Annotated in this window: 22 protein-coding genes and 1 pseudogene; 12 read left to right on the top strand and 11 right to left on the bottom strand. The window is 68.8% G+C overall.

Going from position 1 to position 26,417, the window contains the following annotated elements:
* Positions 1–409 precede the first annotated feature (409 nt).
* Positions 410–1,186: an ABC transporter permease gene (locus SMD20_RS19900; protein WP_329583187.1), complete on the bottom strand. Its 777-nt coding sequence runs from the start codon at positions 1,184–1,186 to the stop codon at positions 410–412.
* Positions 1,187–1,693: 507 nt separating this feature from the next.
* Positions 1,694–2,347 (bottom strand): annotated as a pseudogene (locus tag SMD20_RS19895) (ABC transporter ATP-binding protein); the annotation flags it as partial.
* 113 nt (positions 2,348–2,460) lie between these two features.
* Here SMD20_RS19895 and SMD20_RS19890 point away from each other — a divergent pair.
* Positions 2,461–4,197 (top strand): sensor histidine kinase, encoded by a 1,737-nt coding sequence (locus tag SMD20_RS19890; protein WP_329583182.1) that lies wholly within the window; start codon positions 2,461–2,463, stop codon positions 4,195–4,197.
* On the top strand, positions 4,194–4,835 hold the full coding sequence (locus SMD20_RS19885; RefSeq protein ID WP_329583180.1) for a response regulator transcription factor: 642 nt from the start codon (positions 4,194–4,196) through the stop codon (positions 4,833–4,835). The genes SMD20_RS19890 and SMD20_RS19885 overlap by 4 nt, the downstream gene beginning before the upstream one ends.
* A gap of 238 nt (positions 4,836–5,073) precedes the next feature.
* Here the strand turns inward: SMD20_RS19885 and SMD20_RS19880 are convergent, their stop codons facing one another.
* Complete coding sequence (locus tag SMD20_RS19880; protein WP_329583177.1) at positions 5,074–5,388, bottom strand: hypothetical protein; 315 nt, start codon at positions 5,386–5,388, stop codon at positions 5,074–5,076.
* A 717-nt stretch (positions 5,389–6,105) separates the two neighbouring features.
* Here SMD20_RS19880 and SMD20_RS19875 point away from each other — a divergent pair.
* A complete protein-coding gene (locus SMD20_RS19875; RefSeq protein WP_329583174.1) occupies positions 6,106–6,567 on the top strand; it encodes a TspO/MBR family protein in 462 nt (153 codons plus the stop codon).
* A gap of 306 nt (positions 6,568–6,873) precedes the next feature.
* Here the strand turns inward: SMD20_RS19875 and SMD20_RS19870 are convergent, their stop codons facing one another.
* The 3 genes from SMD20_RS19870 to SMD20_RS19860 all read right to left on the bottom strand — a co-directional run bounded on the left by SMD20_RS19870 (position 6,874) and on the right by SMD20_RS19860 (position 10,684).
* On the bottom strand, positions 6,874–7,053 hold the full coding sequence (locus tag SMD20_RS19870) for a hypothetical protein (RefSeq protein ID WP_329583172.1): 180 nt from the start codon (positions 7,051–7,053) through the stop codon (positions 6,874–6,876).
* 466 nt (positions 7,054–7,519) lie between these two features.
* Complete coding sequence (locus tag SMD20_RS19865) at positions 7,520–8,647, bottom strand: hypothetical protein (RefSeq protein ID WP_329583169.1); 1,128 nt, start codon at positions 8,645–8,647, stop codon at positions 7,520–7,522.
* A gap of 780 nt (positions 8,648–9,427) precedes the next feature.
* On the bottom strand, positions 9,428–10,684 hold the full coding sequence (locus tag SMD20_RS19860) for a glucarate dehydratase family protein (RefSeq protein WP_329583167.1): 1,257 nt from the start codon (positions 10,682–10,684) through the stop codon (positions 9,428–9,430).
* Positions 10,685–10,789: 105 nt separating this feature from the next.
* Here SMD20_RS19860 and SMD20_RS19855 point away from each other — a divergent pair, with 105 nt between their 5' ends.
* Positions 10,790–12,265, top strand: a complete 1,476-nt coding sequence (locus SMD20_RS19855; RefSeq protein WP_329583164.1) for an aldehyde dehydrogenase (NADP(+)) — start codon at positions 10,790–10,792, stop codon at positions 12,263–12,265.
* 235 nt (positions 12,266–12,500) lie between these two features.
* Here SMD20_RS19855 and SMD20_RS19850 read toward each other — a convergent pair whose 3' ends face one another.
* From SMD20_RS19850 to SMD20_RS19830, 5 genes are all read right to left on the bottom strand, one after another.
* Positions 12,501–13,406, bottom strand: a complete 906-nt coding sequence (locus SMD20_RS19850) for a 5-dehydro-4-deoxyglucarate dehydratase (RefSeq protein WP_329583162.1) — start codon at positions 13,404–13,406, stop codon at positions 12,501–12,503.
* Between the two features lie 13 nt (positions 13,407–13,419).
* Positions 13,420–14,181 carry an IclR family transcriptional regulator gene (locus tag SMD20_RS19845; RefSeq protein WP_329583159.1) on the bottom strand — a complete coding sequence of 254 codons (762 nt, stop codon included), beginning with the start codon at positions 14,179–14,181 and terminating at the stop codon, positions 13,420–13,422.
* A 68-nt stretch (positions 14,182–14,249) separates the two neighbouring features.
* Positions 14,250–15,110, bottom strand: a complete 861-nt coding sequence (locus tag SMD20_RS19840) for a carbohydrate ABC transporter permease (protein WP_329583156.1) — start codon at positions 15,108–15,110, stop codon at positions 14,250–14,252.
* Positions 15,107–16,036, bottom strand: coding sequence for a carbohydrate ABC transporter permease (locus tag SMD20_RS19835; protein WP_329583154.1), 930 nt, complete (start codon positions 16,034–16,036; stop codon positions 15,107–15,109). Before SMD20_RS19835 ends, SMD20_RS19840 begins: the two co-directional genes overlap by 4 nt.
* Complete coding sequence (locus SMD20_RS19830) at positions 16,033–17,343, bottom strand: ABC transporter substrate-binding protein (protein WP_329583151.1); 1,311 nt, start codon at positions 17,341–17,343, stop codon at positions 16,033–16,035. Before SMD20_RS19830 ends, SMD20_RS19835 begins: the two co-directional genes overlap by 4 nt.
* 135 nt (positions 17,344–17,478) lie before the next feature.
* On the opposite strand from SMD20_RS19830, the gene SMD20_RS19825 reads away from it, so the two are divergent.
* The 8 genes from SMD20_RS19825 to SMD20_RS19790 all read left to right on the top strand — a co-directional run bounded on the left by SMD20_RS19825 (position 17,479) and on the right by SMD20_RS19790 (position 26,283).
* Complete coding sequence (locus tag SMD20_RS19825; protein ID WP_329583148.1) at positions 17,479–18,273, top strand: NAD-dependent epimerase/dehydratase family protein; 795 nt, start codon at positions 17,479–17,481, stop codon at positions 18,271–18,273.
* Between the two features lie 94 nt (positions 18,274–18,367).
* Positions 18,368–19,330 (top strand): LacI family DNA-binding transcriptional regulator, encoded by a 963-nt coding sequence (locus SMD20_RS19820; protein ID WP_329583146.1) that lies wholly within the window; start codon positions 18,368–18,370, stop codon positions 19,328–19,330.
* Complete coding sequence (locus SMD20_RS19815) at positions 19,327–20,268, top strand: aldose epimerase family protein (RefSeq protein ID WP_329583144.1); 942 nt, start codon at positions 19,327–19,329, stop codon at positions 20,266–20,268. Before SMD20_RS19820 ends, SMD20_RS19815 begins: the two co-directional genes overlap by 4 nt.
* A gap of 73 nt (positions 20,269–20,341) precedes the next feature.
* Positions 20,342–22,873: a DNA translocase FtsK gene (locus tag SMD20_RS19810; RefSeq protein ID WP_329583141.1), complete on the top strand. Its 2,532-nt coding sequence runs from the start codon at positions 20,342–20,344 to the stop codon at positions 22,871–22,873.
* A 60-nt stretch (positions 22,874–22,933) separates the two neighbouring features.
* Positions 22,934–23,749: a helix-turn-helix domain-containing protein gene (locus tag SMD20_RS19805; protein ID WP_329583139.1), complete on the top strand. Its 816-nt coding sequence runs from the start codon at positions 22,934–22,936 to the stop codon at positions 23,747–23,749.
* A 60-nt stretch (positions 23,750–23,809) separates the two neighbouring features.
* Positions 23,810–25,219 (top strand): 30S ribosomal protein S12 methylthiotransferase RimO, encoded by a 1,410-nt coding sequence (gene rimO / locus SMD20_RS19800; RefSeq protein WP_329583136.1) that lies wholly within the window; start codon positions 23,810–23,812, stop codon positions 25,217–25,219.
* Complete coding sequence (gene pgsA / locus SMD20_RS19795) at positions 25,216–25,788, top strand: CDP-diacylglycerol--glycerol-3-phosphate 3-phosphatidyltransferase (RefSeq protein WP_329583133.1); 573 nt, start codon at positions 25,216–25,218, stop codon at positions 25,786–25,788. Before rimO ends, pgsA begins: the two co-directional genes overlap by 4 nt.
* 6 nt (positions 25,789–25,794) lie before the next feature.
* A complete protein-coding gene (locus SMD20_RS19790; RefSeq protein ID WP_329583129.1) occupies positions 25,795–26,283 on the top strand; it encodes a CinA family protein in 489 nt (162 codons plus the stop codon).
* Positions 26,284–26,417 lie beyond the last annotated feature (134 nt).

Below are 26,417 nucleotides of genomic sequence, written 5' to 3'. Positions count from 1 at the left end.
TGCTGAATCCTCCTCCGTCGCTCATGCTCTCGCGATCGACAAGTCCTTCGCCGAACCCTGTGGCGACGCCACTGTGACCGCGGCTGACGGAGAGACTGCGAAACGTTCACTTGATCAGGGGTCTGGTTGGTTCCGAACGGTGGTGTCCGCCAGGCGCAAGCCGTCCACAGCAATCCGAGGAGACGCTGAAGGCCGCGCCAAACCCCCCGAACGCGGCGATGCGCCGTCTCGCATAGGGAGGACAGCTCCGCGCCCGCAGCCGGCAACGCACGGCGGCACGGCCTGGCTTCCCGGGGCATGTCGCTGGGAAGCGGGCACGGCCGCGAGGATGGCGGATGCACGCAGACCTCCCTTCGACGCCACCTCAGACGCCCGCTTCGATGTGTTGCAAAGGGTCGCCCGGACCAGGTCAGACGTCCCTTCGGCGAATCGCCCAAGTGGCGGCGAGGAGGGGCAGGGCCGCATAGGCGAGCAGGACTGTGGTGGCGGTCGCGGGTGACAGGAGAGAGCCGAACACCGAGGAGGCATTGCCGTCGCCGGTGATCTGCCGTGGGAGAGCGCCGATCATGACCGAGCCGAGCCTTTCACTCCACGGCTCGGGGATGTTGCCGATGATCATCGGGATCACATAGACGAGCCCGACGATGACCGCGATCGATCCGGCGGTGGAGCGGAGCAGAGCACCCAGACCGAGCCCGAGCAGTGCGAACACCGGAACCGTGAGGCTGAGAGCGGCCAGAATAGGCATCCTGTCCATGAACGGGTCGGCGTACGCACCGGAGAACCGATCGCCAAGCACCGCTCGGGACACGGCGTAAGTGCCGAAGACAGCGATCGGACCGATGATCAGGCCCACTGCGCCGACGGTGGCCGCTTTGGCACCGAGAACCGGCCAACGTCGAGGGACGATCGCGAGGCTCGTTCTGATGAGCCCCGTCGCGTACTCGGAGGTCACGGCCAACGCGCCCAGGATGCCCAGGCACAGTTGAGGCACGATCACCAGGACTTCCTCCAGATCCGCGATGCGCGCGTCTGGGCGCTTGTCCACAGGCGCGCTGTCGTACATCCCCGCGGCCATCACCGCGAGCGCGAGGCCCACGAGGATGGCCCCTAGGCTCAAGCCGAGGATCACGTAGGTGGATCGGACTGAGCGGACTTTCAACCATTCGGCGGCAAGGACACTCATGACGCCGCTCCTTGGCAGGCGGCGGGACGGGTGCGGTGTTCGAAGCCGTTTGCGGCTGTACAGAAGGCCGAGCGGCGGTCTTTCGGGGGGATCATGCGTCTCTTCTCCTGAAGCAGGTGGTGGCCGATGGCAAGGGCAGCGGTGGATAGGCGGCGAGGGCGGCCTGCGGTGCGAAACTGTGATGAGGCTGGTGCGGATCATGGCGACCGCGTACTCGCTGGTCATGGCCAGCACGCCCAGGACCGCCTGGCTGATCTGGATGAGTGGCAGGAAGCCCTGTTCCGGTGCGGGGGCGTGCAGGGACCTATGGCGGTCGGCCGGGTTGCTTACGTACAACGTCCATGCCGCGGCAAGGACCGCCGTGAAGGCCGCCTTACCTATGGCCTGACAGGGGCAAAGGCTGTGGACGGGGTTTGAGCCGCTCGGCGGAGAGGGTGGCCTTCATCTGGTTGCTCCGTATTGGACGCTGTCGGCCGTCAGGGCCATGTAGGCATCCTCTAGGGAGGGATAGCGAGTGGTCAGGTCGGCGACCGTGGCCTCAGCGATGAGCCGGCCTCGGCCGATGATGACGATGCGTTCGGCGGTGAGGGCCATCTCGCTCATCAGATGGCTGGACAGCAGGATTGTCCGGCCCTCGGCGGCCAGGGAACGCATGAGGTCGCGGATCCAGCGCACACCGTCAGGGTCGAGGCCATTGACCGGCTCGTCGAACATCAGCACGCCGGGATCTCCCAGCAGCGCGGCGGCGATGCCCAGCCGTTGCTTCATCCCGAGGGAGAAACCGGCCACGCGTTTTCGCGCCACACCTGCCAGACCTACCTCCTCCAATACCTGGGCAACGCGCCCCGAACCGATGTCGTTGGTGCGGGCCAGGGCGAGCAGGTGGTTGTAGGCACTGCGGCCACCGTGCACGGCGCCGGCGTCCAGCAGAGCGCCGACCTCGTGCATCGGCTTGCGCAATGAGGTGTAGCGGTGGCCGTTGATCAGCGCCTGTCCGGAAGTGGGGGCGTCCAGACCCAATATCAGGCGCATCGTCGTCGACTTGCCTGCGCCGTTGGGGCCCAGGAAACCGGTCACATGGCCGGGTTCGACGTTGAAGGACAGGTCGTCGACGGCGAGAGTGCCGCCATAGCGCTTGGTGAGGTGCTGAAGCTCGATCACGGCGTGAAGCTTGCCTGAAGGCGGACGGCAAGCGCGTCGGACCACGGTCCGAAGTTCAAGGTCAGACCCCGGGTTGATGTGCGCACGCCGCCGCAGCGGCTACGGTTCCTCGCGTGGACGAGACCTCCGACACGGTGAGTAGCAAGAACCGCGGCCCCTTCTTCGCCAGACGCCTGAGGCGCGGGCAGTTGGTCATGCTCGACCTGGTGGCGGGGATCGTGATCGCCTTCGTGTTCCTCACGTCCGCGGCCGCTGCGGCGCACCTTCCACCGTGGGCGAAGATCGCACTGCCGCTCGGGCTCGGGCTGCCCTTGGCGTTGCGGAGGGTGTGGCCGATGCCTGTCTTCCTGTTCACGCTGGCGCTCGCGGTTATAGCTCAGATCACGGGCGCCGTCACGTTCTCCTACTTCGCGCCCGCGTACGCGCTCTACGTGGTCGCGCTGAACGAGCGAGCCGGCAGCCTGGTGCCGGTCTCGGCCATCGGGTCGCTGAGTCTGCTCACCGTCGCGGGGCTGGTGGTGGCGGGCACGCCACAGGCAGTCCCCTCATGGGTCGTGAACCTCGACGAGCCGTTGATGGGCATCGCGGCGCTAGGGGGCGCCTGGACGATCGGCAGAGCCGTGTACGAGCGCCGGCTGTACGCGGCGCGCAATGCCGAGCGGTTGGCTGCGCAGGCGGTGACACAGGAACGGCTACGCATCGCGCGAGAACTTCACGATGTCGTCACGCACAACGTCGGCTTGATCGCGGTCAAGGCGGGGGTGGCGAATCACGTGATCGCGACCAGGCCGGAGGAAGCGCGGGACGCCTTGCGCGTGATCGAGACCGCCAGCCGCGGCGCCTTGATCGAGATGCGGCACCTGCTCGGGATGTTGCGATCGACTTCTGATGCGGCCGATCGGACTCCGGCGCCTGGGCTTGCTGGGCTGGACGGTCTTGTCCGACAGGCTCGTTCCGCAGGGATTGAGGTGCAGTTCGAGACGCGCTTCCACGTTGCGACTGGCAAGAGAGGCGTGATGGGAAGCCGGGGTGAAGACCAGGATGATTCGGATGGAAAGCACGTCGGTGGCGAGCACCTTGACGCTCGAGGTGCCTCAGGTCGAGACGCTGCCGGTCGAGATAACGATGACCGGGGCGTCGAGCGGCGCAACGGCATCGATGGCATCGACCGTGGCGGGACGCACGGTAACGGCACGGGCGGTAAGGGCACGGGCGGTAAGGGCACGGGCGGTAACGGCACGGGCGGTAACGGCATGAGCGGCGCCACGGCTGATGGATCTGTGACTGAGGGCATTACGGCTCACGGTGCAGGTGGAGACGGCGCTGGAGTCGACGGTGGACGGGCCGAGGGTGTGCGGGGGAACGGTGCACCAGTTCGCCCTGCGGCTTCTGGCCCCGCGACTTTCGGCACCGGTGCTGATGGCGTCGCTGTTGGTGGTGCCGCTGTTAGTGGTGACGCGTCTGGCGGCGGGGGCATTGGTGACCACGGAGTTGGTGGTGGGGGCATTGGTGGCATGTCCGCGGCCGCTGGGTCTTCAGCAGCGCGATTGCCGGAAGGGATCGAGTTGGCGGTGTACCGGATCGTGCAGGAGGCGCTCACCAACGTCATCAAACATGCCGCTCCGGCACGGTGCCGGGTCTCCGTTCTGGGTGATGGAAGGGATGTGAGGATCGAAGTCGTCGATGACGGGCCAGGCAGGAGAACGCTGCCCTCTGCGGGAGCCGGTCATGGGCTGATCGGTATGCGAGAGCGGGTGATGATGTACGGCGGCGCCTTTGAGGCCGAAGGTCTGCCTGGACGAGGATTTCGGGTATTCGCACGCTTGCCGTACGGGGAGGAGGTCACGTGATTCGAGTGGTCATTGCCGACGATCAGGCCTTGCTACGGGGCAGCTTCAAGGTGCTGGTCGACTCCGAGCCGGACCTCGCTGTGGTGGGAGAGGCGGCCACTGGGGCGGAGGCGGTCGCAGTAGCCCTGAGGCAGAAGCCCGACGTGGTGCTGATGGACGTACGGATGCCGGAGATGGACGGTATCGAGGCCACGCGACAGATCAGAGATATCACTCGGGTCCTGGTTGTGACCATGTTCGACTTGGATGCGTACGTTTACGATGCCCTGCGTGCAGGGGCGAGCGGGTTCTTGCTCAAGGACACGCCTCCCGTCGAGCTGCTGGCTGCCATTCGAATTGTGGCCGGCGGAGAAGCGCTGCTGGCTCCCACGGTCACGCGGCGGTTGATTGAGCAGTTCGCTCGTTCTCCGGTGTTTCCCCAGGTGAAAGGGCTGGATGGGGTCACGGAGCGGGAGCGCGAGGTGCTCTTGCTGATCGCGCGTGGATTGTCGAACGGAGAGATCGCTCTGCATCTGCAAGTGAGCTTGGCGACGGTGAAGACGCACATCACCCGGCTGCTGGCCAAGTTGGAGGCTCGGGATCGTGCGCAATTGGTGATTGCTGCCTACGAGAGTGGGTTGGTCTCTGCCGCGCCATGAGTGGCAGGGGGTGACGTTGCTGGGGCATGTCGGTGGTCGGTAGGAAGTACGTAGTAGTAAGCCGTGTGTGGTCCGCGGGGTAGGTATGGCGGTAGTGCTTGGCTGTCGGTGGTAAGACTGGGCGTTGGGTGCAGTTCGTCGGGCTGGTGGCTTTGTGGCTTTAGAAATCCCTATTGTTGTATTGGGTGATGGAGCTTCGAGTATGTGCCCCCGATGGGGTCGGGGGCACTGGTTTCGATTAAGAGTCGCCGTTTTCCAACAGGCGGTCGAGTCTGATGCCCAGGTCGATCATCTCGCAGCGGAGTGAGTCGAGGGCTCGCACGAGGTCGGAGTGCGAAGTTTTGAGATAGTCGTTGAGCTGGCAGCGAACGCCGGCCACCTCGTCGCCCCACGCTGCGAAATCTTCGGCTACGTCGGCTCGGAGTTCGGCGATGTCCGTTCGGAGGGCGGTGATGATACTCACGGTTGCCGTGCGGTCAGTGTCGGCGATCATGCACGCCTCCAGAGCCTCAACTCGCAGTTTCAGACCGAGGATCTCCGTCTGCACGTCCACGCATTCCTACCTTTGCGGTAGTCGGGAGAGACGCCGGCCTCTCATGTCCGGGTCTCGCTTGCTGTTATCCATGGTCGCAAGCAGTTGGGGGTGCTGTGGCACGGGCGATCGACGGCGGGAGTGGGTTTGTACTTCTGCGTGTTGAGCCGTTCATCCCGGAGCCCCAGCATGTCCGATTTGGTCGGAGTTTCGGGGGGAAGAAAACTGCCCCTGAGGACATCTGAGTCGTGGCCGTTTTGTCTGTTATGTGCGGAGTGTGAGTGTAGAGGCTTGGTGAACGCGTTCGCCGGGGTTGGCTGCGGATGCGGGAGATGGGAGCCGGGCCGGCGCGAGGGGTTGCGGTAGGGCGGTTGTCGTCGTGGCGGAGATTGCATCGCTGTGTGATGGAATCCGTGGCTCATGGTTTTGGTGATGTATAGCGATGCTTAGCTCTCGTGGTGGCCCTTGGCGCGTTCGTTGGCTGGTTCGGTCTGCGGCGGATGCTGGTCGGTATTTCTGACGCATAATTGAGTGGCGCTGAAAAGTTCTCGGGTTGTCAGTAAGGTCTAATATTCTCTCGGCTTGGCGTAGGCGTGTAGTCGCAGATGAATACGGTTAGGTTCGGCGCTTTTGGTATCTGTGGATATGTGCCGATTGGATCTGGTCATACTCGGTCTATTCGGGTGATGCTGCTTAGTCTGGTCGTATGGGGCAGGGGCGTCTGCTATGGCGATGACAATGAAGAAGGCGCTGCTGCGGACTGGTGTGGCCAGCGCTGTAACAGCGGTCGTGGGATCAATCGGAACGAATCCTCGTACTCGTTGGTATCGACGGTTGCGGAAACCTGGCTGGCAGCCGCCGGCGCAGGTGTTTCCATTGATGTGGACGCCGCTCTACGCGCTCATCGCGTTCGGGGGCGCGCGGGCGCTGTCTCAGGGGGACGGGCAGCAGCAGAAGGCCGTCGAGCGGGCTCTGGCTGGAAATCTGGCACTCAACGCGACGTGGTCTGCGCTCTTCTTCCGGGCGCGTTCGCCTCGATGGGCGTTGGCCGAGATCGCGGCGCTCAACGTCTCGAATGTCATGCTCGTCCGGCAGGCCATGAAGGTCGATCGCGTGGCAGGGACTGTCCTGTTGCCCTATGCGGCGTGGACTCTGTTCGCGACGGCTCTCAACGCTTCCATCGTTCGGCGTAATCGCTGAGTGCTGGTGGTTGAGCTGGTGGTCTGGCTCGCGCAGGGTGCGATGGGCGGGCCTGTGGAGAGCGCCGAGATGGTTGCTGGGGCCTCGTGTGCGCTGGCGGTGGGGTGGCTGCGGGACCGGGAGATGGAGTCGATGTCGGTATCGGGGCTGAGCTGGCCTGGTGCTGGGCTGGCCTGGCGCCGGGCTGACCTGGTGCTGAGCTGACCTGGGGCTGGGCTCGGCTGGGTCTAAAGAGCTTCTAACAGAGTCACCAGCGAACGAGGCGGCGCCAGCAGATGATGGCAGTGGCCTAAGTCGAGCTGCATGTCAGCGGGAATGGGGTCGGAGTCGGGGTCCGGCGGCGCGAGCGACGGCGCTGGTGAAGCGGGCGCGCTCGCAGGTGCGGTACTGGCCGAGGGGGTAGTTGGCCATGAACGCCTCGGCGAACTCGATGGGGTCGTCCCGGAAGAGGTCGCGGATCGGGGTGCCGTCGGCCTCGCCCTGCAAGGCTGGCGAACGGGGATAAGCGGCTGAGAGGGGTGAAGCTGGCATTAGGTGAGCGAAACGGGTGCATGGCAACTGGTGCGTGCTTTGGCGGAGCGGACGCAGGGCTCAGTTAGGGGAGTGGGGCCCAACGGGCGCAGAGTTGAGGATGACGGGGCTGTGGTCGACAAGGGCTGGGAGGCGGGGTTGAGTTACACGGCCCCCGCGGGAAACGGCCTCGCCAGTGGGCATTGGGCTCTGATGGTTGCAGGGCTTTGAGGGAGTGCAGGGCTTGAGGGGGCGCCGCCTTTCCATGGGGGTGCCGGGTTGGTGGCGGGGCGTGCGGCTCGGTGAGTGGATCCCTGATCTGATGGGCTGTCGCTAGCGCAGGGCTGTTCTGTTGGTGGTGGGTTGCGTGTTCTGGTCTGCCTTCGGAGGCCGCCGCTGGTGTGGTTGTGGTGTATCTAGGGGAGTGGCGCCTTGGATCGGGTTAGGCGAACTGGCGTAGGGCTTCGGTCAGGGCTTCCAGACGGGTGGGGGAGGCCAGGCCTGCGTGGTACAGGTGGAAGTCGGAGGCGCCGGCCTTGGCGTACGTTCTGATGTGGTCCGCCAGGATCGATGCGTCCGCTGGGCGCGGGGGGAGCGCGAGGACGTAGGCGCCTACGCGCTGGGTTGGCGTGGTCAGGGTGGTCAGGTGAGTCAGGCGGGGCGCGTCCTGACTGGGATCGCCCCAGCAACTGGCTATCAGGACGTCGGCGGCAGGGTCGCCTGACGGGAGAGCGGCGAAGGCGCCGGTTGCCCAGGGGTCCGGGTTGGCGTGCAGGGCGATGGGGATGTTCGGGGCGATTTCGCGGATGGTTGTCAGGAGGCGCCGGCGCAGAGTCGTGGAGAGGGCGACGCGGGTGGTGCGTACCTCGTCGGCGAGGGGGCCGAGGGCTTCTTCCACGGTCAGGAAGTCGGAGGTCGGGAGGGTACGGTCGAGGGCTGCGCGTACTCTCGCCCCGGTGGGCTCCGGATAGCGAGGGGCGCAGGATGCGCAGAAGCAGAGGGAGAGCAGGTCGGAGTCCACGGCGGTCCAGTCGGCGCCGAGCGTCTTTTCGTGGACGCTCTGGTGGCTGAAGCCCATCGGCCCGCAGGCCTCCAGGATCAAGCCGTCAGGCGCGGCGAGTGTGAGGATCTCCCTGACGAGGTGGTCGCAGTAATCGAGGACGTCGTCGTGGGCGGGGCACAGTGCGTACGGGTACGGGTCGCCGAAGGCGTTCCGGACGATCAGGTCGGGGTTCGCGGCGCCCAGGCGGGAGTTGTGGGTCAGGACCGTCCAGGCGTGAACCTGGAGGCCGACCGCTTTGAGGGCGTCCCTCGCCTGCAGGAAGGCGTCGGCCGGTGTCCACGTCGGGGACGCCGGGAGCAGACGGGACCAGGCGGAGGGGCGTACCGGGAGGTAGAAGGCGGGGTACGGGGCGTCCAGGACGCGGTGTGACGGGTGGTACGGGGTGGCGGCCCGGGTTGAGTGGTAGCTGGCGGCCAGGGCGATCGCGTCCACACCGAGCGCGGCGAGGCGGTCGGGTGCGGACGGGTCGCCGACCACGTCCCAGGGGTAGACGTAAGCGATGTTCATGGGACCCACTCGGCTCCTGAAGGATGAGGCGGCTGTTGCGGGGTGACTACTTGGCTTTGCCGGCTTGGCCCGGCCTGGCCCGATCTGGCCCGGCCTGGCTTGGTCTGTGGGGGAGCGGCCCAGGCCCAGGTAGGGCCTGGGAGGGCGGCCATGCTGGGGGTTGTGCGCGGTCCTGATGGGCGGCTGCGCGGGGCGGTGTGCCGGGGCCTGTGGAGCGCGGTTGTGCGGAAATGGCGTGCTGGGCGGCTGTGGGGTGCGGGTGTGCGGAGACGGCGTGCTGGCGGCTGTGGAGCGCGGTTGTGCGGGGCGCTCTGCTGGGCGGTTGTGGGCGGCGTGCTGGGCGGTTGTGGGTGGGCGGTGTGCTGGGCGGTTGTGGGTGGCGGTGTGCTGGGGGCGGCCTTGGTTGGGCGGCGCGATGGGCGGCTGTATTGGGGTGGGACGGTGGCCGGGCGGTTGTGGTGCTGCCGTTGAAGGGGCGCTCGGCTGCTGTGGTGCTGCTGTTGAAGCGGCGCGAGGCCGCTGTTGTGGGGTCGTCGTAATGGGATGAGTGTGCTGACCACTGTGGTGGCCTGCTCTGGTGGTGCTGCCGGTCTCGGGGCGGCAGGTGGGGGGCTGCTGTCATGGGCAGCTGTGATGAGGTGATCGTTTGGTGCTGGATGAGTAGAAAAGGCGGTGGGGACTGGGCGTTTCGGGGCGGGTGGTTTGAGGGTTGGAGGCGGGGGAGGGGGTTTGGGGAGTGGCGGCGGGGCCCGAGTTGAGTGGGAGCGGGAGGACGAGGGGCTACCAGCGGGGGCGGGTGGCGGAGAAGGTTGGGTCGAAGCGTTTCATGTACGTCGTGTCGTCCCGTGCCACGACGCCGCACTTCTCGTACTGCTCGTGCATGCGGGCCAGCGCGTCCCGGTCGAGTTCCACGCCCAGGCCGGGGCCGGTGGGAACGGGGACGGCGCCGTCGGCGAAGCGGAGCGCGCCGGGTGCGATCACGTCCTGGCCGTCCTGCCAGGGGGTGTGGGTGTCGCAGGCGAACGTGAGGTTCGGCGTGGCGGCGGCGAGGTGGGTCATGGCGGCCAGGCTGATGCCGAGATGGGAGTTGGAATGCATGGACAGCGACAGGCCGAACGTCTCGCACAGGCTGGCGACGTGGGAGGAGCGGACGAGACCGCCCCAGTAGTGGTGGTCCAGCAGGAGTACGCCGATCGCGCCGGCGGCGATGGCGGGGGGCAGGTGGTCGGGGGTGACGACGCACATGTTCGTGGCGAGGGGCATGGGGACGGAGGCGGCGACCTCGGCCATGCCGGAGATGTCGGGAGTGGGGTCCTCCAGGTACTGGAGCAGGCCGTCGAGTTCGCGGCCGACGCGGATGGAGGTCGCGACGGTCCAGGCGGCGTTCGGGTCGAGGCGGAGCGGCACGCCGGGGAACGCCTCGTGCAGGGCTCTGATCGCGGCGATCTCCTCGTCCGGCGGGTAGACGCCGCCCTTGAGTTTGATCGACTTGAAGCCGTACTCCTTGATGAGGAGGGCGGCCTGCTCGACGACGCCCGCCGGGTCCAGCGCGGCGCCGAAGCGGTCCGGCTCGTCGCCGGGGTGGCCGGCCCACTTGTAGAACAGGTACGCGCTGTACTCGACGGCGTCGCGGACGCGGCCGCCGAGCAGGTCGACGACGGGCACCCCCGCCGCCTTGCCGCGAATGTCCAGGCAGGCCACCTCGAAGGCGGCGAAGACCCTGTCGACGCTCTTCTCCTTGGTCGCGGCGCCGGTCAGGCCGTGCAGGTCGGTGACCACGTCGCCGACGGTGGCGGCCACGCGGGCGTACATCTCGTTCATGGCGTGGACGTCCAGTCCGACCAGGGCCTGCGCGCACTCGCGCACCTTGCCGAGGTGGCCGAGGTCGCCGTAGGTCTCGCCCAGCCCGGTCAGTCCCTCGTCCGTGACGACCTCGACAATGGTACGGAGGGCCCATGGTTCGTGGACCCCGGCGGCGTTGAGGAGGGGTGGATCCCGGAATGCGACTGGGGTGACGTGGATCTCCCTGATGATCATCTCGACCGCCGTCCATATATGTGAACAAGAGACAGATTTGTGGACAAGTATCCAGAACTGTAAGAATCGGGCTGAAGAAGTGTCAAGACTCCGAAGGGCCATTCGATGATCTACGGACACGACCCCAGGACCGGCCAGACCGTGGGCGACGCCCTGCCAGAGACCGACACCGCCGGGGTCGACTTGGTCGTTTCCGCCGCGGCGGCAGCAGGGCAGGCATGGCGGGCCACCCCGGCGGCCGAGCGGGCGCAGGCGCTGGAGGCCGTCGCCGACGCCCTCGCCGCGCACGTGGACGAGCTGTGGCAGCTCGCCGACCAGGAGACCGCCCTCGGCGAAGTACGCCTGCGCGGCGAGGTCGCGCGGACGGCGGGGCAGTTCCGGCTTTTCGCCGAGGTGATCAGGGATGGCGGTTACCTGGAGGCGATCATCGATCACGCCGACGGGTCCCTGACCCCGCCGCGGCCGGACGTACGGCGGATGAAGCACGCGCTGCCGGGCGTGGTGGCGGTGTTCGCGGCGAGCAACTTCCCGTTCGCGTTCTCGGTGGCCGGGGGCGACACCGCCTCGGCGCTGGCGGCCGGATGCGCGGTGGTCGTCAAGGCGCACCCGGGGCACCCCAACACCTCCGAGCGCGTGGCGAAGATCGTGCGGGAGGCGCTGCCGTACCCGGATCTGCTGGGGCTGGTCCAGGGCATGGGCGCCGGGGCGGACCTGGTCCAGCATCCGCTGGTGGTGGCGGCCGGGTTCACCGGGTCGGTGGCCGGGGGCAAGGCGATCCAGCAGCTGATCGACGAACGGGAGACGCCGATCCCGTTCTACGGTGAGCTCGGGAGCGTCAACCCGGTGGTCGTGCTGCCGTCCGCGCCCGTGGACAAGGTGGCGGCCGGGTTCGCGGGGTCGCTGACGCTGGGGGTCGGGCAGTTCTGTACGAACCCGGGGCTGATGTTCGTCCCCGAGGGCGACGAGCTGCGCAAGGCGCTCGTGGAGGCGGTCGAGGGGACGAGCGGCGGGCCGATGCTGGCCGAGCGGATCAGGGACGGTTACCTGGGCGGCGTCCAACGGCTCGGCGAGCTGCAACTGCTGGCCGAGGGCAAGGCCGGGGAGGGGAGCTGGGCGGTGACCCCGAAGGTGTTCACCGCTGACCTGGCCACCTTCGCGGAGAAGCTGCCGGAGATCGGGGAGGAGTGCTTCGGGCCGGCGTCGATCGTGGTGACGTACCGCGAGGTGGGGGAGCTGCGGGCGGTGCTCGAGCGGCTGGACGGGTCGCTCACGGCCACCGTCCACGGGACCGATCCCGATGAGGCCGGTGAGGTCGTTGAGGTGCTCGGGCGCAAGGCGGGGCGGCTCATATGGAACGGCTGGCCGACGGGGGTCGCGGTGTGCTGGGCGATGCACCATGGCGGGCCCTGGCCGTCGGCCACCACGGCGTCCACCTCCGTCGGGGCCACGGCGATCGAGCGGTGGCTGGCGCCGACGGCGTACCAGGACTGGCCGGAGGCGTTGCTGCCGGATGAGCTGAAGGACGGCAACCCGCTCGGGATCCCGCGGCGGGTGGATGGGCGGTTGCAGCTCGGCGGCTGATGGCTGCCCGCCGATCTGCCCGCTGATGGCTGACCCCTGTACGGCCGGCGGTGGTTGCGCGCCGGTCGCTGGAGAAAAGGCCGGGGGAACCGGGACGGTGGGGAAGAGGGTGCTGGGAGGGGTGTCGGCGGAGATGGCGTGAAAGGGGAGCCGGGGCAAAGGGGGAGGTGCTTGAAGGGGGAGGCGGGGCGAAGGGGGAGGCCGGGCAAAAGGGGAGGTGCTTGAAGGGGCTGGGTCAGGCGCCTGCTAGCTCCAGTCCCGTCGCCACGATCCGCTCCAGCCGTTCCACATGCTCCACCGACGGATCCACCAGCGGCGCCCGCACCCCGCCGACCTCCAGCCCGCGCAGTCGCACCCCCGCCTTCACCAGCGACACCGCATACCCGGGCACCAGGTCGCGCAGCTCCACCAGCGGCAGGTAGAACCCGGTCAGCAGGCACCGCACCAGCGCCTCGTCCCCGGCGGTCAACGCCTTGTGGAAAGCGATCGCGATCTCGGGTGCGAACGCGAACACCGCGCTGGAGTACAGCGTCACCCCGAGCCCCCGGTAGGCGGGCATGGTGAACTCGGCGGTCGGCAGCCCGTTGAAGAAGGTGAAGTCCCGGTGGCCGGCCTCCCGCACCCGCAGGATGATCCGCTGGAGCAGGTCGAGGTCGCCCAGGCCGTCCTTGAAGCCGATGATGTTCGGCATCTGGGCGAGTTCGGCCACGGCCTCGGGGGTGAAGCGGGCGTTGCCCCGCTGGTAGATGATCACCGGCAGCTCGGTGGCGGCGGCCACGTCGCGGACGTACCGGACCAGGCCGGCGGCGGGGGCGTTGACGAGGTAGGGGGGCATGAGCAGCAGCCCGTCGGCGCCGCGCGCGGCGGCCTCGCGGGCGACGGCGCGGGCGGCGGGGAGCGTGCCGCCGGCCCCGCCGAGTACGGGCACCCGCCCCCTGGTGGCGCTGACGGCGGCGGTGATGGCCCGCCCGTACTCGCCGAGGTCGAGGGCGTTGAACTCGCCGGTGCCGCACGCGGTGAACACCCCTCCAGCCCCGGCCGCGACCCCGTCGGCGACATGCCGGGCGAGCACCGCCTCCGCGAGGTCGCCGGCGGCGTCGAACGGGGTCACCGGAAAGAAGAGAACGCCATCTAGCCGCATCAACGGTCCTTTCCTAGCGGATGCCCTCCCGGCGGAGGGTGGCAGCGAGCTTGCGGGTGTGCTTGATCACCGCTTCGGTGACCCGTTCGACGTCGGCGGGCGGCAGGGCGGCGGGCATCGAGCAGCTGATCGCGTCCGTGGCCGGAATGCGGTAGTCGACTGCCACGGCCACGCAGGCGACGCCGGGCGTGCCCTGTTCGCGTTCGCAGGCCCAGCCCCGGGTGCGCACCTGGTCCAGCTCGCCGGTCAGTTTGCCCAGGTCGGTGATGGAGTGCTCGGTGAGTCCCTGGAGGGGGTCGGGGAGCAGGGCCACGACCTCGTCGTCGGTGAGCTGGGCGAGCAGGACCTGGCCGAGCGCGGTGACGTGGGCGGGCAGCCGCCGGCCCACCCTGGGGATGACGTGCGCGGCCTCGCGCGACTCCCTGGTGGCCAGGTAGAGCACGTGCGCGCCGTCCCGGCGGGCGAAGTGCACGGTCTGCCCGATCTCGTCCCGCAGGTCCTCCAGGGTTTCCTGCGCGTAGGGGAGCGCGGGATCCTTGTCGAGGTACGCCGTCCCGGTGAGCAGCGCGTGCGGCCCGATCCCGAACGCCGAGCGGGCCGAGTCGGTCTCGACCCAGTTGAGCTCGACCAGCGTGCGCATGAGGGCGTGCAGGCTGCTGCGCGGGAATCCGGTGCGTTGCTGGAGCTCCGACAGCGTCAGGGTGTCGTGCGACTCCGCCAGCGCTTCGAGGATGCGTACGGTCCGCTCGGCGGACTTGACCAGCTGGGGCTCCATACTCGTCCCATCTCACTCCACAATGCCGACACATCCAGCATATGGGATAGCGTCCAGATACGTGGACGCTATCCCTTGACCGCCCCGCTGGTGAGGCCGCGCATGAACTGCCGCTGGAAGGCCAGGAACGCGATGATCGACGGCAGCAGCGCCAGCAGCGAGGCCGCGAGCAGCACGCCGATGCCGACCTCCTCGTCCGAGCGGAGCGAGCGCAGCGCGATGGGCAGCGTCCACATGGTCGACTCGGTCGCGACGATCAGCGGCAGCAGATACTGGTCCCAGATCATGGTGAACCCGAAGACGCCGATCACGCCGAGCGCCGGCCGGCACAGCGGCACGATGATCGTGGCGAAGATGCGCAGCTCGCCCGCCCCGTCGATGCGCGCGGCCTCCTCCAGCTCGACCGGCACCTCCTTCATGAACTCGGTCATGACCAGGATCGAGAACCCCCAGGCGCCGACGGGCAGGATCATCCCCGCGTAGGTGCCGATGAGGTTGAGGTGCAGCACCGGCAGGTCGGCGAGGACGAGCGAGAGCGGGATCGCGATGATCTCCTCGGGCAGCATCATCGTGGCCAGCATGAGCAGCATCACGACCGTCATGCCGCGGAACTTCTTGCGGGCCAGCGCGTACGCCGCGAAGACGCTCACCAGCATCTGCAGCAGCAGCCCGAAGCCGACGACCACGAACGAGTTCAGCAGGTAGAGGTAGACGTTCTTGTCCCCGGCCTGGATGAAGTTCTCCAGCGTGAACTCGTCCGGCCAGAGGGTGAACGAGGTGGGATCGAGGGTCTTGCTGAACGCGCTGACCAGCAGCCCCACGAGCGGCCCCGTGAAGGCCACGACCATGAGCCCGTAGACGACGAAACGGGCGGCGACGGCGAGCGGCCCCTTGCGCGACTCCAGCCCCAGTGCGCTGTCGAACCTCATGACGCCTGCCTCCTGCGCATCAGCTGCACGATCACCGTGAGCACGAGCGTGGCCAGGAACAGCACGATCCCGCCGGCCGAGGCGACGCCCAGCTCGTTCTTCTGGAAGCCGAGCTTGTAGATGAGCGTCATCAGCACCTCGGAGGAGTTGTTCGGCCCGCCGTTGGTGAGCACGTAGACCTCGACGAAGACGCGCAGCCCGCGGATGGCCGCGAGCGTGAACAGGATCCAGAACACCGGGCGCAGCGCGGGCAGCGTGATGTGCCGCAGCCGCCGCCAAGTGGAGGCCCCGTCCACGGCCGCCGCCTCGTAGAGCGTGCGGTCCACGCCGACCAGCCCGGCCAGGAAGATCATCATGTCGTACGGGGTGCCGCGCCAGACGCTCATGAGCATGATCGACCAGAGCGAGGAGTGCTCGCTGGCCAGCCAGGGCTGCGGATCGACGCCCGCCCAGCCGATGATCACGTTGAGCATCCCGTTGTCGGCCGGATGGAACATGATCCGCCACACCTCGGCCACCGCCGCCATCGTCGTCACGACCGGCAGGAACGCCGCCGTCCTGACGAACCACAGGTAGCGCGCCGGCCCCTCGACGAGCAGCGCCAGCCCGAGCCCCAGCACGAGGGAGCCGATCGTGGTGCCGAGCGCCAGCACCACGCTGTGCCAGATGGCCGCGGCGAACAGGTCGTCGGTGATGATCGTGCGGTAGTTGTCGAGACCGACCCATTCGTCCCCGAGGAACGTCTGGACCTTGAACAGGCTCTTCCACAGTCCCACGACCATGGGGATGAACTTGAAGTACAGGAAGAGCAGCAGCGCGGGCGCCAGGAACAGCCAGGCGACCAGCGGCCCCCGCCACCGCGCCCGCTGGGCGCGGCGGCGAGGGGGCGCGGTGGCGGCTCCCGTCCGGGTCACGGTCGAGGTCATGACGCTTTCTGGCTCTGGAGTTCCTGGGTGAGCTTGGTGTTCAGCCCCTCCATGGCCGTCTTGACGTCCGCCGAGCAGTCGGCCCAGACGGTGTTGATGGCGTCGGCGGAGGTCTGCCGGATCGGCGCCCAGTTCGGCACCGGCGGCGCGTAGACCGCGAAGTCGTAGGACTCCTGGAAGACCTTCCAGCGCGGGTCCTGGCGTTCGGCGGCCATGTCCACGGTCCTGTTGACCGGCAGGCGGACGATGGCGCCGTTGGCGTCCTTGTTCATGCCGATCCGCTGGCCCTCGGCGGAGATCGCGAACTCGGCGAACTTCTTCTGCGCGTCCTGCAGCTGCGAGCCGGCCATGAGGTAGACGTTCTCGCCCTCGCCGAGGGTGCCGGGGCCGCCGGAGGGGCCCTTGGGCACGGGCAGGACCTCGATCTTGTCGGTGCCGACGCTCTTGACGAAGCGCGCGAGCACGTACGGGCCGACGAGGTAGATGCCGCCCTGGCCCTTCTCGAACACCTCGTGGGTGACGGTCGTGTCGTTGCTGACCGCGCCGGGGTTGACCGTCTTCGTCCTGCAGAACTGGTCCTGGAGGTACTGGACGGCCTCCACGAACCTGGGGTCGTTCGCGGTGGCGACGTACTTGCCGGGGCCGTTGGCCTTGAGGAAGTCGGCGCCGTTGGCGTAGATGAGGGAGGAGGCGTACCAGGAGGCGTAGCCGCGCTTGGTGCCAGCGGGGGCGACGAAGCCGCTGGTGTCCTTCTGGCCGTTGCCGTCGGGGTCCTTCTCGGTGAAGGCGACGGCCAGCTTGGTCAGGTCCTCCCAGGTCGTGGGCGGCTCCATGCCGACCTTCTCGCGCCAGTCCTTGCGGACGATCAGCGCGAACGCCTGCGCGGAGAAGGGCGCGGCGTAGAACTTGCCGTCGCTTCCCGCGGCGGCCTGCCAGGCCCGGTCGACGAGGTCGCCGGAGCCGGCCAGACCCGCCTTGTCGACCTCCTGGAGCCAGCCCTGGCTGTGCATGTTGCCGAGTTGCGCGGTGTCGTTGATGACGATGTCGGGAAGCTGGCGCTGCGCGGCCTGCTGGTTGAGTTTGGTCTCGAAGTCGTCGAAAAGCGCGACGACCTTGGTCTTCACCCCGCTGGACCTGGTGAATGCGTCGGCGAGTTTCTGCGCCGTCTTGGCGGAGTCGGAATCGGGCGCCTGCCGGATCCAGATCTCCAGAGTGTCGTCGGTTGAACTCGATCCCCCGGAGCCGCAGCCGGTCACCGTTGCGGCGAGGGCCGCGGCGACCGCGACCCCCAGCAGACGACGTGACATCAGACCGCCTCCCGTTCACATACGTGGACATGAGTCGAAGACTTGAACTCGTGGCTGTGAACGTAACTAGCGCATGCTTCACGGTCAATATTCAAGTATGTGAATTTGGGTCAGAATCGTGTACACCATGAAGACATGCGCATTCTCATGACCGGTGCCGCGGGGAAAGTCGGCACGCTGCTCCGCCCGCGGCTCGCCCGCGAGGGTCGCATCCTGCGGCTCTCCGATCTCCAGCCGGTCGAGCCCGGCCCGGGGGAGGAGCAGGTCGTCGCCGACCTCGCCGACCCGGCCGCCATGGCCGAGGCCGTCAAGGGCGTGGACGCGGTGCTCCACCTGGGCGGGCAGAGCCGCGAGCACCCCTGGGCCGACATCGTCCGGGCCAACATCGACGGCACGCAGGTGCTGCTGGAGGCCGCGCGCGAGGCGGGCGTACGCCAGCTCGTCCTCATGGGCAGCCACCACGCGGCGGGCTTCCACACCAGGCCGGCGGGCGGCGAGGACCTGCCGGACTACGCCTTCCCCCGCCCCGACACCTTCTACGGTGTCAGCAAGGTCGTCATGGAGGCCCTGGCCGGGCTGTACCACGACCGCTTCGGCATGAACATCACCGTCGTCCGGCTCGGCACCTGCAACGACGGCCCGCTCGACACCCGCGGCCTGGCCACCTGGATCTCACCCGACGACCTGGCCCGCCTGGTCGAGGCCGCGCTGGTCGCGCCCGGCCTCCACGTGGTGTGGGGCGTCTCGGACAACGCCCGACGCTGGTGGTCGCTGAAGGAGGCCGAGGCCATCGGGTACGTCTCGCGCGACGACTCGGAGACGCTGGCCGCGCCCCTGATCGCCGAGTACGGCGAGCCCGACCTGTCGGACCCGGTGCACGACCGCGCGGGCGGCGTCTTCACGCTGAAGGAGCTCGGCGGGCGCTGGTGATCGTCCGGTATGGCAACCGGTTGCACAAACCTTGACGGGCAGAGCGGCAAAGGTCAAGGTTTGATCTGGCAACCGTTTGCAAGGGAGGACGGCGATGGCGGCGACGATCAAGGACGTGGCACGCGCCTGCGGCGTGCACGTGTCCACAGTCTCCCGCACCTTCTCCGCGCCGCACCTGGTCAATCCTGCCACCAGGAGCCGGGTGCTGGCCGCGGCCGACGACCTCGGCTACCGGCCCAACCGGGCGGCCCGCGCGCTCACCACCGGGCGCACGTTCAACATGGGTCTCATCGTGGCCGACATCGCCAACCCGTTCTTCCCGCCGCTCATCAAGGCGGCCCAGGCGCAGGCCAGGGGCCGCGACTACCACGTGTTCGTGGCCGACACCGACGAGGACCCGCGGGTCGAGGAAGAGCTGATCAGGACGTTCACCAAGCAGGTGGACGGCGTCCTGCTGTGCAGCCCCCGCCTGTCCAACAAGATGATCGAGCGCCTGGCCGAGGACGTCCCGTTCGTGGTGGTCAACCGCCGCATCAAGGGCATGCCCGCGGTGCTCATGAACGTCGCCCAGGGCGCCAAGCTGGCCCTGGAGCACCTCGCCGGGCTCGGTCACCGCAGGATCGCGCTCGTGTCCGGCCCCATCGGGTCGTGGACCAGCAACGAGATGCAGGGCGTCGCCGCCGAGACGCCGGGGCTCGACCTCGTCTTCTTCGGCCCCAACCAGCCGACCGAGGGCGGCGGCCTGGCCGTGGCCGCCGACGTCGCGGCCTGTGGGGCGACCGCCGTGCTGGCCTACAACGATCTCGTCGCGCTCGGCCTCATCGAAGGGCTGGCCGCGATGGACATCGGGGTACCAGACCAGATAAGTGTCATCGGGTTCGACGACATCCTGCCCGGCCGGCTCAACCGGCCGAAGCTCACCACGGTGGCCATGCCCGCCGTGGCCGCGGGGCGGATGGCGGTCGACCTGTTGCTGCAATCGGGGGGCGAGGGCGCGACGGTGACCCTCGACACCGCCCTCATAGTCCGCGAGTCCACGGGAAGGGCACAAAGATGATTTTCGGAACGCTGCCATCCGGCGAGCAGGTGGAACAGGTGGAGCTGTCGTCCGGACGGCTCCGCGCCGAGGTGCTGACGCTCGGCGCCGTCGTACGCTCGCTGGAGGTGTCGGGCCGCAACGTGGTGCTCGGGCTGGACACTCTGGAGGACTACCTCACCCGCAGCCGCTACTTCGGCGCGGTCGTCGGCCGCTACGGCAACCGCATCGCGGGCGCCCGCTTCACCCTCGACGGCGTCGAGTACACCCTGCCGGTCAACAACGGGCCCAACAGCCTGCACGGCGGCACCGAGGGCTTCGACTCCAAGGTGTGGACCGTCGCCGACCGCTCGCCCTCCTCCGTCACGCTGACCCTGGTCAGCCCGGACGGCGACCAGGGCTACCCGGGCACGCTGACCGCGACGGTGACGTACACGCTGGAGGACGACGGCCTGCGCATCGACTACGCCACGGAGACGGACAAGCCGACCGTGGTCAACCTCACCAACCACTCCTACTTCAACCTCAAGGGCCAGGGCGTGGGCGACGTGCGCGACCACGTCGTACGGATCGCCGCCGAGCACTACCTGCCGGTCGACGCCGACAAGATCCCGACCGGGGAGCTGGCGCCGGTCAAGGGCACCCCCTTCGACTTCACCGAGCCGCACGCGCTCGGCGAGCGCATCGACGGCGGCTACGACCACTGCTTCGTGCTCGACGGCGGCATGAGCGTCACCGCCGGCGGCCTGACCATGGAGGTCACCACGACCGAGCCGGGCGTGCAGTTCTACTCCGGCAGCATGCTGGACGGCACGGCCACGCCGTTCGGGCCGTTCGCGGGGCTGTGCCTGGAGACCCAGCACTTCCCCGACTCGCCCAACCAGCCGCAGTTCCCGTCCACGGTGCTGCGGCCGGGCGAGCGCCGGACCTCCACCACCACCTACCGGTTCACCACCTGATCCTGGGGTCTTTGTACGGGTGTGCGGCGCGTCAGCGCGCGGAGTCCGGTGTCTCCGTCGTACCTTTGGCACCATGGCCACCCGTACGCCGAAAAGCGCATCCAAGGGGCCGGCGAAGCGGTCGACCCCGGCCCGCTCGACGTCCGCGAAGCGGACGACGGCGTCGGCCGGGCGCCCCCGGCCGAGGACGGGCGCCTCCGGCCGCAAGTCCTCCGTCGCCCACCCCGACCCGATCAGCTGGGTCTTCACGATGATCGGCAAGCTGATCGTCGGGCTGTGGATGTTGTTCGCGGGCGGGGTCGGCAGCATGGCCCGCGCGCTGGGCAAGAACGCCCGCGAGCTGGACCCGGCGCACCGGCGCGACGGGCTCGGGCTGGCCTGGCTCGCCGCCGCGATCGTGCTGGCCTCCATGACCTGGCGCAACGCCGGCGGGGCCGTCTCCGGGGTGGTCAACGGGACCGTGCGCGGCGTGTTCGGCTCGCTGGCCTGGGCGCTGCCGCTGCTGCTCGGCCTGCTGGCCTGGCGTTACATGCGCCACCCCGACCAGAACGCCGACACCGGCCGCATGGTGATCGGCTGGGCGGCGCTGCTGGTCGGCGTGCTCGGCGTGATCCACGTGGCCAACGACACGCCGTACCCGGCCGGCGAGGGCCAGGGCATGGACAAGGTGTCGGCGGCCGGGGGCATGGTCGGCTTCATCGTCTCGGCGCCGCCGATGAGCATCCTGCCGTCGTGGATCACGATCCCGCTGCTGCTGCTCATGTCGGCGTTCGGCGTCCTGGTGATCACCGCGACGCCGGTGCACCGCATCCCCGAGCGGCTGGCCGAGCTGCGGCACCTGCTCTTCGAGCGGCAGTCCGACCCGCTGCCGCGCGAGCCGAGCAGGAAGCGTCCCCGCACAAAGAAGCCCGCAGGTGGCGGAGAGGGCGGCGACGGCGTCAAGCCCTACGACACGCCGGTGCTGTCGGAGAAGGACAAGGAGCGCGCCGAGCACTCGCCGGAGATCGTTCCCGGGCTCACCGACGAGGAGGACGCGGCGGTCGCCGCCGCCGTGGAGGCCGAGGCCGAGCGCAGGCCGCCGGAGCCGCCGCTGCCGACGCCCGCGCCGCGCAAGGTCGAGCAGCTCGTGCTGTCGCCGCAGGCGGGGCCGTACTCGCTGCCCGACCTGCAGTTCCTCAAGCCGGGCACCGCGCCCAAGCCGCAGACCAAGGCCAACACCACCGTCGTCAACGCGCTGACCAGCGTGCTGGAGCAGTTCAGCATCGACGCGCAGGTGATCGGCTTCACCCGTGGCCCGACCGTGACCCGCTACGAGATCGAGCTCGGCCCGGCGGTGAAGGTCGAGAAGGTCACCGCGCTCACCAAGAACATCGCCTACGCGGTCAAGTCCGCCGACGTGCGCATCCTGTCGCCGATCCCCGGCAAGTCGGCCATCGGCGTGGAGATCCCCAACGCCGACAAGGACCTCGTGGCGCTGGGCGACGTGCTGCGCTCGCAGGTGGCGCAGGCCGACCACCACCCGATGATCGTCGGCCTGGGCAAGGACGTCGAGGGCCGCACCATCGTGGCCAACCTGGCCAAGATGCCCCACCTGCTCATCGCGGGCGCCACCGGCGCGGGCAAGTCGGTCTGCGTCAACGGCCTGATCACCTCCATCCTCATGCGGTCCACGCCCGACGAGGTGCGCATGGTGCTGGTCGACCCCAAGCGGGTCGAGCTCAGCGTGTACGAGGGCATCCCCCACCTCATCACCCCGATCATCACGAACCCGAAGAAGGCCGCGGAGGCCCTGGAATGGGTCGTGGGGGAGATGGACCGCCGCTACGACGACCTGGCGGCGTCGGGGTTCCGGCACGTGGACGAGTTCAACAAGGCGGTGCGCGCGGGCAAGCTGCAGCCGCCGCCCGGCAGCGAGCGGGTCTACCAGCCGTATCCGTACCTGCTGGTGATCGTGGACGAGCTGGCCGACCTCATGATGGTGGCGCCGCGCGACGTCGAGGACTCGATCGTGCGCATCACGCAGCTCGCCCGCGCGGCCGGCATCCACCTGGTGATCGCCACGCAGCGGCCGTCCGTCGACGTCGTCACCGGCCTGATCAAGGCCAACGTGCCCTCCCGGCTGGCCTTCGCCGTCTCCAGCCTCACCGACTCGCGGGTCATCCTCGACCAGCCCGGCGCCGACAAGCTGGTCGGCCAGGGCGACGCGCTGTTCCTGCCGATGGGCGCGAGCAAGCCCATCCGCATCCAGAACGCGTTCGTCTCGGAGAAGGAGATCGCCGAGATCGTCGCGCACTGCAAGACGCAGATGCAGGTGGAATACCGCGAGGACGTGGCGGCGGCGCCGGTCAAGCGGGAGATCGACGAGGAGATCGGCGACGACCTCGACCTGCTGATCCAGGCGGCCGAGCTGATCGTGACCACTCAGTTCGGCTCGACCTCGATGCTCCAGCGCAAGTTGCGGGTCGGCTTCGCCAAGGCGGGACGGCTCATGGACCTGCTGGAGAGCCGCAACGTGGTCGGCCCGAGCGAGGGCTCCAAGGCGCGCGAAGTGCTGGTGAAGCCCGACGATTTGCCCGGTCTGCTGGCCGACCTGCGTGGCGAATGACCCCAATGCGGGGGCGAGCGGCGTCAACTGGTTGAATAGGAACCACTACGGAGAGTCGTGGTGGGGGAACCAGACGCCATCGGGGAGGCGTTCGCCGTGCAGGAACAGCAGAGCATCGGGGCCATGCTGGCGGCAGCCAGGCAGTCGGCCGGGATGACGGTCGCGCAGGTCAGCGCGGCCACGCGCATCCGCGAGACCATCGTCCATTGCATCGAGCAGGATCTCTACGACCAGTGCGGAGGCCCGTTCTACGCCAGAGGCCACGTGAAGGCCATCGCCGCGGCCGTCGGGCTCGATCCCGAGGCCGTGGTTCACCAGTACGACCAGGAACACGGCGGGGCGCCGGAGCCGGTGCGGGCCTCGGCCGTATTCCAGGCCGACAAGAAGATCAACCTGCCGGAGCGGCGGGGGCCCAACTGGTCGATGGCGCTGGGGGTGGCGCTGGCGATCGTGGTCGTGTTCGGCACGATGCGCATGCTCGGGGGAGCGGGCGACCAGGTGCAGGTGGCCGGGGTGCGGCAGTCGTCGGCCCGGCCGAGCGTGCCGCCCAACACCCCCATCACCGAGGCACCCAAGGCGGCGCCGTCGCGCGGCGCGCGCTCCAAGGAGATGGTGACGCTGCGGATCAAGGCCAAGCGCTCGTCGTACGTCGGGGTGCACGACGCCGACGGCCACCGGCTCTTCTCCGGCACGCTCAACGCCGGCAAGACCTCCGAATGGCGGGCGCCGGGCAAGGTCACCCTGCTGCTGAGCGACGCCACGGCGGTGACGCTGCAGGTCAACGGCAAGAAAGTGAAGCGGCTCGGAGAGCGCGGCGAGATGGTGCGCACCTCGTTCGAGGCGCCGAAGGCACCGGTCAAGCAGAAGGCCCGCTAACCGTCTCCGGTGGGCCAGTGCATCGGGTGGTGGCCAACTCCCGATACCGTAGTGTTCACCATGTCATCCCGCCGCACCGCATCGCTGATCACCCTGGGCTGCGCCCGCAACGAGGTCGACTCCGAGGAGCTGGCCGCGCGACTTGAGGCTGCCGGTTGGCAGCTCGGCGACGACGACCCCGACGTCGTCGTCGTCAACACGTGTGGCTTCATCGATTCGGCCAAAAAAGACTCCATCGACACGCTGCTCGCCGCCGCGGACTCCGGCGCGAAGGTCGTCGCCGCGGGCTGCATGGCCGAGCGCTACGGAGGCGAGCTGGCCGAGGCGCTGCCCGAGGCCAGCGCCGTCATCTCCTTCGACGACTACGCCGAGATCGGCGACCGGCTCGACGACGTGCTCGCCGGCCGGTCGCTGACGCCCCACACGCCGCGCGACCGCCGCACCCTGCTGCCCATCTCGCCGGTCGAGCGCGCCGCCGCGCCCAAGGCCGGCATTCCCGGCCACGGGGACCTGCCGTCGGGCGTCGCTCCCGCCAGCGGGCCCCGCGTGCTGCGCAAGCGGCTCGACGAGAGCCCCGTGGCCTCGCTGAAGCTCGCCTCCGGCTGCGACCGGCGCTGCACGTTCTGCGCCATCCCGTCCTTCCGCGGCTCCTACGTCTCGCGCGTCCCCGACGAGCTGCTGGCCGAGGCCGACTGGCTGGCCCATCGCGGGGTGCGCGAGCTGGTGCTGGTGAGCGAGAACTCCACCTCCTACGGCAAGGACCTCGGCGACCTGCGGGCGCTGGAGAAGCTGCTGCCGCGCCTGGCCGAGGTGGAGGGCGTCGAGCGGGTGCGGGTCAGCTACCTGCAGCCGGCCGAGCTGCGTCCCGGGCTCATCGACGTGATCTGCGGCACCGAGGGCGTGGCCCCCTACTTCGACCTGTCCTTCCAGCACGCCAGCAACAGCGTGCTGCGCCGGATGCGCCGCTTCGGCGACCCCGAGCGTTTTCTCGGGCTGCTGGAGAGCGTGCGCGAGCGCGCTCCCGAGGCGGGCGTGCGCTCCAACTTCATCGTGGGCTTCCCCGGCGAGACCGAGGAGGAGTTCGGCGAGCTGGTGGGCTTCCTCGAAGCCGCGAGGCTCGACGTCATCGGCGTGTTCGGCTACTCCGACGAGGACGGCACCGAGGCGGCCGACCTGCCCGGCAAGCTGGAGCAGGAGGTCATCGACGAGCGGGTGCGGGTGCTCACCGAGCTGGCCGAGGAGCTGACCGCCCAGCGGGCGGAGGAGCGCATCGGCACCGAGGTCGACGTGCTGATCGAGGACGACCTGGGCGACGGCGGCTACGAGGGCCGGGCCGCCCACCAGGGTCCCGAGGTCGACGGCTCGGTGACCGTGCAGGGCATCGGCCTGGTCAAGGGCCAGGTCGTGCGCGCGGTCGTGGTCGACGCCGAGGGGGTCGACCTGATCGCGCGCATCAAGGCCGGTCCATGAAGAAGGACGAGCGCCGTGCGGTGAGCCCGTGGAACATCGCCAACATCCTCACGGTCCTCCGGTTGGTGCTCGTCCCTTTCTTCGTGATCTGTCTTTTCCTGCCCGGCACCGGCTGGCGGATCGCCGCGCTGGCGGTGTTCGGCGTGGCCTCACTCACCGATCATCTCGACGGTGAGCTGGCCCGCCGGTACGGCCTCATCACCGACTTCGGCAAGATCGCCGATCCGATCGCCGACAAGGCGCTGACGGGCGCGGCGCTGGTGTGCCTGTCGGTCCTGCAGGAGCTGCCGTGGTGGGTCACGGTGGTGATCCTGGGGCGGGAGCTGGGCATCACCGCGCTCAGGTTCGTGCTGCTGCGGCACGCGGTGATCCCCGCCAGCTACGGCGGCAAGGTCAAGACCGTGCTGCAGATCGCGGCGATCGTCCTCTATCTCCTGCCGATGGTGCCGGACGTGCTGCGATGGGTGGTGATGGGCGCCGCGCTAGTGGTGACGGTGCTCACCGGCGCCGATTACGTGTTCCGGGCGATCAGACTGCGTAAGGTGGCCAGGCGGGCACGCGGGGAGTGATCGACGATGGACGTGGCGGATGCGCTGTCGCTGCTGGAGCGGCAGGGGGCGACGCTGGCGGTGGCCGAGTCGCTGACCGGTGGGCTGATCGGGGCGGCCGTCACCGCGGTGCCCGGGGCGTCACGGGTCTTCCGCGGCGGGGTCATCTCCTATGCCACCGAGCTCAAGCGCGACCTGCTGGGCGTGCCCGGCGAGCTGCTGGAGCGTGAGGGGGCGGTGCACCCCGAGGTGGCGGCGGCCATGGCGCGGGGCGTCGCACGGGTGTGCGCGGCCGGCTACGGGATGGCCGTGACCGGGGTGGCCGGGCCGGAGCCGCAGGACGGCAGGCCCGTCGGCACCGTGTTCGTCGCCGTCGCCGGTCCCGGCGGACAGGTCTGGGGACGTGAGTTGAGACTTGAGGGGTCACGCGAACGTATAAGGGTAGAGACGGTGCACGAGGCAGTTGATCTCCTCTCAAGTGTGCTACAGGCGAACATAGGGGAACATTCCGGATGATTACCGTGTTACGTCCCGAGCGAACATGCCTTGCACGGTCTGACGCGGTGTCGGTGGATACGGGTACGGTGGAGCTGTGAGTGAGGTCCGTGAGCCAACTGCAAGCACCGAGCGCCCGGCAGGCGGGCCTGATG

Origin of the sequence: Nonomuraea sp. LP-02, from assembly GCF_036289125.1 — a bacterium.
Classification (GTDB): Bacteria; Actinomycetota; Actinomycetes; order Streptosporangiales; family Streptosporangiaceae; genus Nonomuraea; species Nonomuraea bangladeshensis.
Note: the sequence above shows the minus strand (reverse complement) of the source record. Positions and strands in the feature narration are given on the sequence as shown.

What these genes read in the sequence shown, in the direction of transcription:
- SMD20_RS19850 (WP_329583162.1), bottom strand. Translation starts at nt 13,406, where the DNA reads ATGCGGCTAGATGGCGTTCTCTTCTTTCCGGTGACCCCGTTCGACGCC.
- SMD20_RS19790 (WP_329583129.1), top strand. Translation starts at nt 25,795, where the DNA reads ATGGACGTGGCGGATGCGCTGTCGCTGCTGGAGCGGCAGGGGGCGACG.
- SMD20_RS19855 (WP_329583164.1), top strand. Translation starts at nt 10,790, where the DNA reads ATGATCTACGGACACGACCCCAGGACCGGCCAGACCGTGGGCGACGCC.
- SMD20_RS19825 (WP_329583148.1), top strand. Translation starts at nt 17,479, where the DNA reads ATGCGCATTCTCATGACCGGTGCCGCGGGGAAAGTCGGCACGCTGCTC.
- rimO (WP_329583136.1), top strand. Translation starts at nt 23,810, where the DNA reads ATGTCATCCCGCCGCACCGCATCGCTGATCACCCTGGGCTGCGCCCGC.
- pgsA (WP_329583133.1), top strand. Translation starts at nt 25,216, where the DNA reads ATGAAGAAGGACGAGCGCCGTGCGGTGAGCCCGTGGAACATCGCCAAC.
- SMD20_RS19865 (WP_329583169.1), bottom strand. Translation starts at nt 8,647, where the DNA reads ATGAACATCGCTTACGTCTACCCCTGGGACGTGGTCGGCGACCCGTCC.
- SMD20_RS19840 (WP_329583156.1), bottom strand. Translation starts at nt 15,110, where the DNA reads ATGAGGTTCGACAGCGCACTGGGGCTGGAGTCGCGCAAGGGGCCGCTC.
- SMD20_RS19830 (WP_329583151.1), bottom strand. Translation starts at nt 17,343, where the DNA reads ATGTCACGTCGTCTGCTGGGGGTCGCGGTCGCCGCGGCCCTCGCCGCA.
- SMD20_RS19875 (WP_329583174.1), top strand. Translation starts at nt 6,106, where the DNA reads ATGAAGAAGGCGCTGCTGCGGACTGGTGTGGCCAGCGCTGTAACAGCG.
- SMD20_RS19860 (WP_329583167.1), bottom strand. Translation starts at nt 10,684, where the DNA reads ATGATCATCAGGGAGATCCACGTCACCCCAGTCGCATTCCGGGATCCA.
- SMD20_RS19900 (WP_329583187.1), bottom strand. Translation starts at nt 1,186, where the DNA reads ATGAGTGTCCTTGCCGCCGAATGGTTGAAAGTCCGCTCAGTCCGATCC.
- SMD20_RS19815 (WP_329583144.1), top strand. Translation starts at nt 19,327, where the DNA reads ATGATTTTCGGAACGCTGCCATCCGGCGAGCAGGTGGAACAGGTGGAG.
- SMD20_RS19820 (WP_329583146.1), top strand. Translation starts at nt 18,368, where the DNA reads ATGGCGGCGACGATCAAGGACGTGGCACGCGCCTGCGGCGTGCACGTG.
- SMD20_RS19835 (WP_329583154.1), bottom strand. Translation starts at nt 16,036, where the DNA reads ATGACCTCGACCGTGACCCGGACGGGAGCCGCCACCGCGCCCCCTCGC.
- SMD20_RS19810 (WP_329583141.1), top strand. Translation starts at nt 20,342, where the DNA reads ATGGCCACCCGTACGCCGAAAAGCGCATCCAAGGGGCCGGCGAAGCGG.
- SMD20_RS19845 (WP_329583159.1), bottom strand. Translation starts at nt 14,181, where the DNA reads ATGGAGCCCCAGCTGGTCAAGTCCGCCGAGCGGACCGTACGCATCCTC.